The 12524-nt window shown below is 75.3% G+C and carries 1 protein-coding gene; it reads left to right on the forward strand.

Annotated features, from left to right (window positions below):
* The first annotated feature begins 7 nt into the window (after positions 1 to 7).
* Positions 8 to 12523 (forward strand): amino acid adenylation domain-containing protein, encoded by a 12516-nt coding sequence (locus ABZT02_RS16290; protein WP_356018434.1) that lies wholly within the window; start codon positions 8 to 10, stop codon positions 12521 to 12523.
* Position 12524 lies beyond the last annotated feature (1 nt).

Here is a 12524-nt window from a genome sequence, read left to right on the forward strand (position 1 = left end):
CCAGCTCGTGGGCCGCGCCCGTGCGGCAGGGCTGAAGTTCTCCGCCCGCCACGTCTTCGAACACCGCACTCCGGCCCGCCTCGCGGCCGCGCTGGAGGAGCGGGGCGGCACGGCCCGCACCCACGGGGCCACTCAACAGACCCCCGCCGACGCGCCGTTGCTGCCCCTGATGCGCCGCCTGGTCACCCGGGGCCGGTTCGACCAGTACCACCAGTCGGTCACGCTGACCCTGCCCCCGACCACCCGTGAGCAACTGGCCGCCGCGCTCGGCGCGGTGGTGGAGCGGCACGAGACGCTGCGGATGCGTGTCGTGGACGCCGACGGCTTCACCGTCGTGCCCGTGAGCACGGACGGTGCCGCGGCGCTCGCGGACACCCTGCTGACCCGTGTCGAGGCGCCCGCGGACGCCTCCGACGAGGAGCTCACCGCCCTCGCCGCCGAGCACACCGCCGCGGCCCGCGACGGTCTCGACCCGGCCGCCGGACGCATGCTGTGCGCCGTCTGGATCGACCGGGGCGCCGAACTCCCCGGCCGGCTGCTGCTGGTCGTGCACCACCTGGCCGTGGACGGCGTGTCCTGGCGGATCATCGTGCCCGACCTCGCCGAGGCCTGGGCCGCGGTCACCGAGGGCGGTCGCCCCGACCTGGCACCAGTGGGAACCCCGTTCGCCCGATGGGCCCGCGATTTCACCGCCCTGCCCGCCGACGACGCCGAGCACTGGCGCGAACTGCTCGCCACGGACGACCCGTTGCTCGGGGACCGCCCGCTCGACCCCACCCGCGACCTGCGCGGCGACGCCGGACGGCTGACCGTGCGGCTGCCCGCCGACGTGACCGCCGCGGTACTCGGCTCCCTGCCCACGGCCTTCCACGCCGGTCCGGACGACGTCCTGCTGACCGCGCTGGCCGCCGCCGTACCGCTGTGGCGCGGCGACAGCGCCGGCCTGCTCGTGGACGTGGAGAGCCACGGCCGCCACGAGGACCTGGTCCCGGGCGCCGAACTCTCCCGTACCGTCGGCTGGTTCACCGTGGCCCACCCGGTGCGCCTGGACACCGGGGCGGCCGATCCGCGTGCCGTCCTGACGGGCACGGACGCGGCCGGCGACGCGCTGCGCACCGTCAAGGAGCAACTGCGCGCCACCCCGCGACAGGGCATCGGCCACGGCCTGGCCCGCTTCAGCGACCCGGCCACCGTGCCGGAGTTCGCGGAGCTGCCCGAGGCGCAGATCGGCTTCAACTACCTGGGCCGCGTCAGCCTCGCCGGCGCCCTCGCCCCGGGCTGGGAACTGGCCGCGGTGGGCGCCGACGACGCCCCCGAGGTGCCGCTCTCGCACACGGTCGAGGTCAATGTCGCCGCGCACGAGGGCCCCGACGGACCCGAGCTCGTCGCCACCTGGACCTGGGCCCGCGCCCTGGTCCCCGACGCCGAGGCTGCCCGCCTGGCCGAGCTGTGGGACAGCGCGCTGCGCGGCCTCGCCGCCCACGGTGCGCGTCCTGGCGCGGGCGGCCGCACGCCGTCCGACCTGCTCGTCGCGCTGACGCAGCAGGAGATTCGGGAACTGGAGGCGGACCCGGAGGTGGCCGAACTGCTGCCGCTCGCCCCGCTCCAGGAGGGCCTGCTCTTCCACCACCAGTACGGCGACGGCGCCGACGACCCGTATGTCTCCCAGCTCCGCGTCGAACTGAACGGCCCCCTGGACCGGGCCCGGCTGCGCGCCGCCGCCGCCGAGGTGCAGCGGCGCCACCCCGCGCTGCGGGCCGCGTTCCGCCGCACCTCTCAGGGCACGCCCGTGCAGGTTGTCCTCCACGACCCGCGACTCGACTTCACGGAGATCGAGTTGGCGGCCGCGGACGAGCTGGACGCGCTCTGCGCGGCCGACCGCGGGCGCGGTTTCGACATCACCGCCGCGCCGCTGATCCGCTGGACCCTGGCCTCCCTCGGCGAGCGGCACACCCTGATCACCACGGCCCACCACAGCGTCCGCGACGGCTGGTCCATGCCCGTCGTGATGCGCGAGCTGATGGCCCACTACCTGGGCGAAGCCCTGCCGCAGGTCCGGCCGCACCGTGAGCACCTGGCCTGGCTGGCCCGCCAGGACCACGCGGCCGCGCGGACCGCGTGGGGTGAGGCCCTCGCCGGACTCGACGGCGGCACCCTGCTGTCCACCGGCCCGGCCCCGGCCGGTCAGGAGCCCGGCCGGCTCGACCTCACCGTGGCCGGACTCGACGTCGCCGCCGCGGCCCGCCGCCTCGGCGTCACCGTCAACACCCTGGTCCAGAGCGCCTGGCTGCTGCTCGTGGCCCGGCTCACCGGACGGGACGACGTCGTCACCGGCACCACCGTCAGCGGCAGGCCCGCGGACCTGCCCGGAGCGGCCGACATGGTCGGTCTCCTCGTCAACACCGTGCCGGTGCGCGCGACCCTGCGCGCCGACGAGCCGGTCGGCGACTTCGCCCGCCGCCTCCAGCTGGAACAGGCGCGCCTGGTCGAGCATCACCACCTCGGCCTGGTGGACATCCGGCGCCTCGCCGGACACGGTGACCTGTTCGACACGTCCATGGTGTTCGAGAACTATCCGCTGGATGTCGAGGCCCTGTCCGCGGTGGCCCGTCGCGCCGGCCTGGAGGCGGGCGAGACCGCCCACCACGCCGTCACCCACTACACCCTCGCCATGGAGGCGAGCCCGAGCGCCGACGGCCTGCGGCTGCGCCTGCACCACCGTCCCGACGTGCTCTCCGAGGAACAGACGCAGCAGATCGCCGAACTGCTGCCCGGGTTCCTGCGGACCGTCGTCACCGAGCCCGCCACCCCGGTCGGCCGGATACCCGGATGCGCCCCCTCCGCCCTGCTCGCCCTCGGCCACGGCCCCGCGGACACCGCTGACCCGCGCACCTGGCCCGAACTCTTCCTCGACCGGGTCCGCCGTACGCCCGACGCACCGGCGCTGGCCTCCGGCGCGCTGACCCTCACCTTCCGCGAACTCGCCGACCGCGCGGGGGCGTTGGCGCGGCTGCTCGCCGAGGCCGGGGTGGCCGCCGAGAAGCGGGTGGCGATCGTGCTGCCGCGCTCCGTCGAACTGGTGGTAGCCCTGCACGCGGTCGCCCTGGCCGGCGGCGCGTTCGTGCCCGTCGACCCGGCCCACCCGGCCGAGCGCATCGCACAGACCCTCACCGACGCGGCGCCCGAACTCGTCCTGACCACGACCGGCACCGCCCTGCCCGGGACCGGCGTTCGGCGCCTCGACGTGGACGCGCTGGACCTGACCGGCGCGGGCCTCACCCGGCGGGTCCGCCCCGAGCAGGCCGCGTACGTCATCTACACCTCCGGCTCCACCGGCCGCCCCAAGGGGGTCGTCGTCACCCACGCCGGCATCCCCGGTCTGGCCCGCGCCCAGCGGGCCGGCTTCGACGTCGACGAGGACAGCCGGGTGCTGCAGTTCGCGTCCCCGAGCTTCGACGCGTACGTCTCCGAAGTGGCCGTCACTCTGCTGGCGGGTGCCTGCCTGGTCGTCGCCTCGCGCGAGGAGCTGCTGCCCGGCGCCCCGCTGGCCCGCACCGTCGCCGCGCACGGCGTCACGCACGCCACGCTGCCGCCGGCCGCCCTGCGCGAACTGCGGCCCGCGGATCTGCCGACGCTGCGCAGCCTCGCCGTGGCCGGTGAGCAGTGCCCGCCGCAGGTCGCCGAGGAGTGGTCGGCCGGCCGTCGCATGGTCAACGCCTACGGTCCGACCGAGACGACCGTGTGCGCCACCATGAGCGCCCCGCTGTCCGGGTTCGGCGTCCCGCCCATCGGCACCGCCCTGCCGGGCTTCGCGGTCCGGGTCCTCGACGCGCACCTGCACCCCGTCCCGGTGGGTGTGGTCGGGGAGTTGTACGTGTCCGGCGCGGGCCTCGCCCGCGGCTACCTCGACCGCCCCGGCCTGTCCGCCGAGCGGTTCGTCGCCGATCCGTTCGGCGCCGCGGGCGGCCGTATGTACCGCACGGGCGACCAGGTCGCCTGGCGTGAGGACGGGCAGCTGGTCTACGTCGGCCGCGCGGACCGGCAGATCAAGCTGCGCGGTTTCCGCATCGAGCCGGGCGAGATCGAGGCGGCCGTCGTCGCGGCCCCCGGGGTCGTGGCGAGCGCCGTGGTCGTCCGTGAGGATCGGCCGGGCGACCGCCGGGTGGTCGCCTACGCGGTGCCCGCCGCCGGTGCCGCTCTCGTGCCGGAGGCGCTGCGCACCCGGCTGCGCGAGGTGCTCCCCGACCACATGGTCCCGGCCGCCGTCGTCGTCGTGGACCGGATCCCGGTCACCGTCAACGGCAAGCTGGACCAAGCCGCGCTGCCCGCCCCGCGCTACGACTCCACCGCCGTCCACGTCTCCGGCGACCCCGTGGAGGAGCTGCTCGCTGAAATCTTCGCCGAGGTGCTCGGCGTGGACCGCGTGGGCCCGGACGACTCCTTCTTCGACCTGGGCGGCCACTCGCTGCTCGCGATGCGTCTGGTCGCCCGTGTCGCCGGCGTGCTGGGCACCGAGCTCGGGGTGCGCGAGGTGTTCGAGACGCCCACGGTCCGGGAGCTGGCGCGGATCGTCGCGGGCGGCCCGAGCAGCGCGGCCGGCGCTCCCGGCGACCTGCCGCGGCCGCGGCGGCTGCCGCTGTCGTACGCCCAGCAGCGGCAGTGGTTCCTGGACCGCTTCGACGGGACGAATTCGGCGTACCACATCCCGATGGCGCTGCGACTGACCGGTGTGCTCGACGAGACGGCACTGGCCGCCGCGCTGGACGGCCTGGTGGCCCGGCACGAGAGCCTGCGCACCCTGATCGCCGAGGACGAGGAGGGCCCCTACCAGCGGATCGTGTCCACCGGTCTGCCCTTCGAGCGGACGGAGGTGGGCCGCGAGGACCTGGACGACGCGCTGCGCGAGGCCGTCGCCCAGCCCTTCGACCTGACGGCCGACGTGCCCGTGCGGGCCCGGCTGTTCGCGGTCGGCCCCGACGAGCACGTGCTGCTCGTCGTGGTCCACCACATCGCCGGGGACGGCGCCTCCGTGCCGGTGCTCGCCCGTGACCTGGTCGCCGGCTACCGGGCCGGCCTCACCGGCGCCGCCCCCGCCGGCCCCGTGGACGCGCCGCAGTACGCGGACTTCGCGCTGTGGCAGCGCTCCGCGCTCGGCGCGGAGGACGATCCCGACTCCGTGCTCGGCCGTCAGCTCGACCACTGGAAGCGCGCCCTCGCCGGACTGCCGGAGGAGCTCGCCCTGCCCGCCGACCGGCCCCGCCCGGCGTCCGGACCGCACCGCGCGGGCCGCCACCGGCTGGAGATCCCGGCCGAGCTGCACGCGGGACTCGCCCGTGCCGCACGCGAGTTGAAGGCCACCCCGTTCATGGTGGTGCAGGCCGCCCTCGCCGCCCTGCTGTCCCGGACCGGCGCCGGCACCGACATCCCGCTCGGCTCCCCGATCGCCGGCCGCTCCCACGAGTCCCTGGCCGGCGTGGTGGGTCTGTTCGCCAACACGCTGGTGCTGCGCACCGATGTGTCGGGCGACCCGAGCTTCACCGAGCTGGTGGACCGGGTCCGGGAGGCCGACCTGGCCGCCTTCGCCCACCAGGACGTGCCGTTCGAGCGGCTCGTGGAGGCGCTGCGCCCCGAGCGCTCCGCCGCCCGCCACCCACTGTTCCAGGTGGTCGTGGAATGGGGCGACGACGAGACGCGCGCCCTGAACTCCCTTGCGGAGCTGCCCGGACTCGCCGTCGAACCGCTGCAACTGACCCTGGACGCGGCCAAGTTCGACCTGGTCCTCCACCTGCGCCCGCGGCACACCGCCGAGGATCGCCCGGCGGGCATCTCGGTGGACCTGGAGTACAGCGCCGACCTCTTCGACGCGTCGACCGTGGCGGACCTGGGCGACAGGCTGGTCCGGCTGCTCGGTGCCGCGCTCGCCGAGCCCGGCCGCCCGGTCACCGACCTGGACGTGCTGTCCGCGGACGAGCGGAGCCTGCTGCTCGCCGACTGGGCGCACGCCCCCGCCGGGCCGGCCGCGCCGATCACCGCGGACGACACGATCGTGCGCCGCTTCGAGGCGGCCGCCGCGGCCCACCCGGACGCCGTCGCCGTCTCCGGCGAGGACGAGCGGGGCCGGCCGAGCTCCCTGACGTACGCGGAGCTCAACGCCCGGGCCAACCGGCTCGCCGCGCTGCTGCGCGAACGCGGGGCCGGACCCGAGCGGTTCGTCGCCCTCGCCCTGCCCCGGGTGACCGACCTGGTGACGGCCGTGCTCGCGGTCCTCAAGTCCGGTGCCGGCTATCTGCCGGTCGACCCGGCCTACCCTGCCGAGCGCGTGGCCCTGCTCCTGGGCGACACCCGGCCGGTGGTCACCGTCGGCACCCGCGCCACCGTGACCGCACTCGGCGGCGACCGGACCTGGCTCGCCCTGGACGACGAGGACGTCACCGCCGACCTCGCCGCACGCGAGGCCACCGACCCGGTGCCGGTCGCGGGCGCCGACCACGCCGCGTACGTCATCTACACCTCCGGCTCCACCGGCACCCCCAAGGGCGTGGTGGTCACCCACCGCAACGTGCTGCGCCTCTTCGACGCCACCGACCACTGGTTCGGCTTCGGCGCCGACGACACCTGGACCCTCTTCCACTCCTACGCCTTCGACTTCTCGGTGTGGGAGCTGTGGGGCCCGCTGCTGCACGGCGGCCGGCTCGTGGTGGTGCCGCACGCGGTCAGCCGCGAGCCAGCCGCGTTCCTCGGGCTCCTGGAGCGGGAGCGGGTCACGGTCCTCAACCAGACCCCGTCCGCGTTCCACGAGCTGATTCGCGCCGACGAGGCGGTGGGCGGCGCCGACCTCGCGCTGCGCTACGTCGTCTTCGGCGGTGAGGCCCTCGACCCGGCCCGGCTACTGCCCTGGTACGAGCGGCACGCCGACGACAGCCCCGTCCTGGTCAACATGTACGGCATCACCGAGACCACCGTGCACGTCACCCACCGCGCGCTGCGCGCCGACGAGGTGCGTGCCGGGGTGGTCGGCGCCATCGGCGTCGGCATCCCCGACCTCGGGGTGCACGTCCTGGACGAGCGGCTGCACCCGGTGCCGCCCGGCGTCGTCGGGGAGATGTACGTCTCCGGCGCGGGTGTCGCCCGCGGCTACGCCCGCCGCCCCGGTCTGACCTCCGGCCGCTTCGTCGCCGACCCGTTCGGGGCGCCCGGCACCCGGATGTACCGCTCCGGCGACCTGGCCCGACGCCGCCGAGACGGCTCCCTGGAGTACCTGGGCCGCGCCGACTCCCAGGTGAAGGTGCGCGGGTTCCGTATCGAACTCGGCGAGATCGAGTCGGTGCTGCTCGCGCTGCCCGCGGTGGCCCAGGCGGCTGTCGTGGTCCGCGAGGACATCCCCGGCGACCAGCGCCTGGTGGCGTACGTGGTCACCGACCACGGCACCGACAGCTCGGCTGTGGCCGGACTGCGCGAGGCGACCGCCGAGGCGCTGCCGGTGCACATGGTGCCCTCGGCGGTGGTCGCGCTCGACCGGCTGCCGCTGACCGTCAACGGCAAGCTCGACCGCAAGGCGCTGCCCGCCCCGCAGGCCGCCGCCCGCGCCGCCGGACGCGCCCCCGCGAGCCCGGCAGAGGAACTCCTCGTGGACGCCTTCGCCGAGGTGCTCGGCGTGGACCGGGTCGGCGTGGACGACTCCTTCTTCGACCTGGGCGGCCACTCGCTGCTCGCGATGCGCCTGGTCACCCGGGTACGGGCGGCGCTCGGCGCCGAGCTCGGGGTGCGCGACCTGTTCGAGTCCCCGACTCCTGCCGCCCTGGCCCGCCGTGCCGCGAGCGCCGAGGGCACCGGCCGGCCGGCCCTGACCGCGCGACCGCGCACCGAGCGTGTGCCGCTCTCCCCCGCCCAGCAGCGGCTGTGGCTGCTCCACCGGCTCGGCGGACCCGACGGCGCCTACAACATCCCGATCGCCCTCCGGCTGACCGGCGCCGTGGACGCGGACCGGCTTCGCGAGGCGCTCGGCGATGTGGTGGCCCGGCACGAGAGCCTGCGCACCCTGGTCGACGACCGGGGCGGCGAGGGCGCCGACGCCTGGCTGCGGGCGCTGCCCGAGGCCCGGGTCGACCTGCCGGTGGTACCGGTGCGCCCGGCGGACCTGGACGAGCGGATCGAGGCCTGCGCCGCCGGCGGCTTCGACCTGACGACCGAGGTGCCGATCCGCGCCCGGCTGTTCGCGGTCGGCCCCGACGAGCACGTGCTGCTCGTCGTGGTCCACCACATCGCGGGCGACGGCACCTCCATGCCGGTCCTCGCCAAGGACCTGGCCGCCGCCTACGCGGCCCGCCTGGAAGGGACGGCCCCCGCCTGGGAGCCGCTGCCGGTGCAGTACGCCGACTACGCCCGGTGGCAGCACGAGCTGCTGGGCGAGGACGGCGACGGCAGCGAGATGCGGCGGCAACTCGACTTCTGGACAGGCGCGTTGACCGGACTACCGGAGGAACTGACGCTGCCGGTGGACCGGCCGCGCCCGGCGGTCGGCCCGCACCGCGCGGGGCGGCACACCTTCGAGGTGCCGCGGGAGCTGTACGAGCGCGTCGGCCGCGTCGCACGGGAACTGAGGGCCACCCCGTTCATGGTGGTGCAGGCCGCCCTCGCGGCCCTGCTGTCCCGGCTCGGCGCCGGCACCGACATCCCGCTCGGCTCCCCGGTGGTCTCCCGCTCCGACGAGGCGCTGGCCCACGTGGTCGGGTTCTTCGTCAACACGCTGGTGCTGCGCACCGATGTGTCGGGCGACCCGAGCTTCGCCGAGCTGGTGGACCGGGTCCGGGAGGCCGACCTGGCCGCCTTCGCCCATCAGGACGTGCCGTTCGAGCGGCTCGTGGAGGCGCTGCGCCCGGAACGCTCCGCCGCCCGCCACCCGCTGTTCCAGGTGGCGCTCAGCCTGGACGGCGCCGGCGGCACCGCGCTCGCCGAGGCCGGCCGGATGCCCGGACTGACCGTCGAACCGCGCCCGGTGGCACCGTCCGTCGCCAAGTTCGACCTCACCTTCACCCTCACCGAACGCCTCGGCGCCGAGGGCACCCCGGTCGACTGGAGCGGCGGCGTCGAGTACAGCGCCGACCTGTTCGACGCGGACACGGTGGCGCGTCTCGCCCGCCGTCTGGTGCGGCTCCTGGACGTGCTGACCGGCCGGCCCGAGGCCCCGGTCTCGGCCCACGACGTCCTGGTGGACGGGGAGCGCGAACGGATCCTCGGCAGCTGGCTGGAGAACACCGCCCCGGTGGCCCCGGCGAGCCTGCCCGAGGCCATCGCCCGACACGTGGCCGAGACACCGGACGCGCCCGCCGTCACCTTCGCCGGCACCACCCTCACGTACGCCGAACTGGACGCGCGCGCCAACCGGTTCGCGCACGCCCTGCTGGCCCGCGGGGTCACCCCCGAGGCCCGGATCGGCGTTCTGATGGAGCGCTCGGACACGCTGGCCGTCACCCTGCTCGGCATCGTCAAGGCGGGCTGCGCCTACGTGCCGCTCAGCCCGGCCAACCCCGACGAGCGCCTCGTATGGCTGCTCGACCAGGTGCAGGCACCGCTGCTCGTCGTGGACGGGGCGTGCCGCGAGCGGGCCGAAGGCCTGGACGTCCGGGCCGGGCTGATGGACGCCGAGCAGGACTTCTCCGCCCTGCCCGCCGAGGCGCCCGCCGTGTCGGTGAGCCCACGTCGGCTGGCGTATCTGATGTTCACCTCCGGCTCCAGCGGCCTGCCCAAGGGCGTCGCCATCTGCCACGGCGACATCGTCCAGCTCGCGGCGGACCGCTGCTGGGACGGCGTCACCGACCGTGTGCCGCTGCACTCCCCGCACGCATGGGACGCCTCCATCCTGGAGTTCTGGGTGCCGCTGCTGCGCGGCGGCGAGGTGCTCGTCGTACCGCCCGGCGACCTGGACGTCATGGACCTCAGGACGCTGCTCACCGACCGCGGGATCACATCGCTGTTCCTGACGGCCGGCCTGTTCCGGGTGCTCGCCCAGGAGATCCCGGAGGCGTTCGCGTCGGTCCGCCAGGTCGCCACCGGTGGTGACGTGGTGTCCGGCACGGCCGTACGCCGCGTCCTGGAGCACGCCCCCGGTCTGCGGGTCGTCAACGCCTACGGACCGACCGAGGTCACCGTGATGGCACTGTCCCACCGCGTCGACCCCGACGCGCTCGACCCGCGCTCGCACAGTGTTCCGATCGGCCGCTCCCTGGACGCCATGCGCCACTACATCCTCGACGACGCGCTGCGGCCGGTGCCACCGGGCGTCACCGGGGAGCTGTACGCGGCCGGTTCGGGCCTGGCCCGCTGCTACTGGGACCGCCCCGACCTCACCTCCGACCGGTTCGTCGCCGACCCCTACGGGCCGCCCGGCACCCGGATGTACCGCACCGGCGACCTGGCCCGCTGGACGGCCGGCGGTCTGGTCGAGTTCGCCGGCCGCGCCGACGAGCAGGTCAAGCTGCGCGGCTTCCGGATCGAGCTCGGCGAGATCGAGTCGGCGCTCGCGACGGGACCGGGCGTGACCGCCTGCGCGGTGATCGTGCGCGAGGACCGGCCGGGCGACAAGCGCCTGGTCGCCTACACGGTGGCGGGGCCCGGCTACGACCGGGCGGAACTCGGCGCCCACCTGGGCCGCGTCCTGCCCGACTACATGGTGCCCGCGGCGATCGTCGAACTGACCGAGCTGCCGCTGACCGCGATCGGCAAGCTCGACCGCAAGGCGCTGCCCGCGCCCGAGTTCGGCCAGGCGGGCGGCCGGGCCGCCGCGAACACCGAGGAGGAGATCCTGGTCCGGCTGTTCGCCCAGGTCCTCGGACTGCCCCTGGAGTCGGTCGACGCCGATGGCGCCTTCTTCGACCTCGGCGGCGACAGCATCATGGCCATCCAGCTGGTCAGCGCGGCCCGCCGCGAGGGCCTGACGATCACCGGCGCCGACGTCTTCACGCACCGGACCGTCGCCGAACTGGCCCGCGCCGCGGCGGCGGCCGGAGCAGTCGACGAGCACGGGGACACCGAACCGGACGAGCCCGCAGGCGGGCTGCCCGCCTGGCCGATGCTGCACTGGCTGGCCGAGCGGCGGGTCCCGGTGGACCGGTTCAACCAGACCACCGTGCTGCACGCACCCGCCGCACTCGACCTGGACCGGCTGCACGCCCTGGTCGGGGCGCTGCTCGCCCGCCATGACAGCCTCCGCCTGAAGGTGGCCGTCGACGATCCCGGCGACGCGAGCACCTGGACCGTCGAGGTCCCCGAACCCGACGCCGTGCGGGCCGAGGACCGGGTGCTGCGGGTGGCCGCCGCCCACTGCTCGGAGGCCGAACTGACCGAGGTGGTACGGGAACACGGCGAGGCGGCCGTCGGCAGGCTCGCCCCCGCCGACGGCGCCATGGTGGAGATCGTGTGGTTCGACCGCGGCGAGCGGCCCGGGCTGCTCCTGGTCGCCGTCAACCACCTGGCGATCGACGGGGTCTCCTGGCGCATCCTGCTCCCCGATCTGTTCCGGGCCTGGGGCGACGTCCTGGCCGGCCGTGAGCCCGCGCTCGACTCCGGCGGCACCTCACTGCGCCGATGGGCGCAGCGGGCCGCGGAGCGCGCCGGCGCACCGCGCACCCTGGCCGAACTCGACCACTGGACCGGCACGTTGCGGCGCGGTCCGGCCCCGCTGGGGGCGCGCCCCCTGGACCCGGCGGTGGACGTGCTCGCCTCCGCGCGCCGGCTGCGCCGCACCCTGCCGGCCGAGGTCACCGGACATCTGCTCACCACCGCCCCGGCGGTGGTCGGGGCGGGCGTGGACGACGTCCTGCTCGCCGGTCTCGCCCTGGCCGAGGCCCGCCGACGCCGCGACCCGCACGCGTCCGTCCTGATCGACGTGGAGAGCCACGGCCGCGAGCGCGAGGGCGCCTCGGACCTGTCGCGCACCACCGGCTGGTTCACCGCCCTGTACCCCGTGCTCCTGGACACCGCCGGCGTCGACCTCGACCAGGCGTTCGCGGGCGGCCACGCCGCGGGCACGGTCCTCAAGCACGTCAAGGAACAACTGCGGGCGGTGCCTTCGCAGGGCCTGGGCTACGGGCTGCTGCGCCACCTCAACCCGGAGACCGCCGCCGCTTTCGAAGGGCTCGGCACCGCCGGGATCGGCTTCAACTACCTGGGCCGGTTCGTCGCCGGTGAGACCGGTGACTGGTCGGTGGCCTCCGACGCCCCGCGCCCCGACGGCGAGGACCCGGCGACTCCGCTGGCCCACGCCGTCGAGATCAACGCCTACATCGAGGAGAGCGCCGAGGGGCCGCGCCTGGGAGCGACGTGGACCTATGCCGCCGGGGTCCTCGCCGAGGACGAGGTGGCCGCCCTCGCGGACGGCTGGTTCGAGGCGCTGACCGCCCTGGCGGACCACGCCCAGCGGCCCGACGCGGGTGGTCTGACCCCCACGGACGTGGGGCTTATAGAGATCACACAGAGCGAGATTGAAGAGTTCGAGGACGAACTGGCCTCGGACTGGGAGATTTGAA

This window comes from Streptomyces sp. NPDC005402 (genome assembly GCF_040606575.1).
Taxonomy (GTDB): Bacteria; Actinomycetota; Actinomycetes; order Streptomycetales; family Streptomycetaceae; genus Streptomyces.